This is a genomic window from Leifsonia sp. SIMBA_070, assembly GCF_046534635.1.
GTDB lineage: Bacteria > Actinomycetota > Actinomycetes > Actinomycetales > Microbacteriaceae > Leifsonia.
The window spans coordinates 1-353 of the sequence record NZ_JAWRYK010000078.1 but is presented as its reverse complement, the minus strand read 5'-3'; the positions used below and the strand labels follow the sequence as shown (position 1 = coordinate 353).

1 protein-coding gene is annotated in these 353 nt (G+C 38.5%); it reads left to right on the top strand.

Annotated elements, in window-relative coordinates:
• On the top strand, positions 1 to 353 hold a 353-nt coding region (locus tag SB754_RS19490; RefSeq protein WP_410784051.1), incomplete at both ends, for a hypothetical protein.

The window sequence follows — 353 nt, the reverse complement described above, 5'->3', positions numbered from 1 at the left end:
CCTCCCATTTAACTCAAAGGAGGAGGCCGAACAAACGATGGAATTAATCAAACAAAATGGTGGAAAATTGTTTTTGGACAAACAAAAAAGCGTAGGTACTCCAATTGAAAAGACAGTGGAGTCGAAAGAAGCGCATCATCTTTTACTATCGAATCTCTCTCGAATAGATAGTGAAACAGGAAAAACGTTTCAACGGAAAAATGGAAATTCAGCAAGTATAAGTCCTTATATCCAAGAGAATCCGAGTCCGTTGCAGTTTCAAAAAATAACGAGCCCTTATCCCGAACGCTGGAATGTTGTCTATGAGATTGCGAGTAGAGAACCAATTATCCCAAAAGAATTAAAGGAAACAC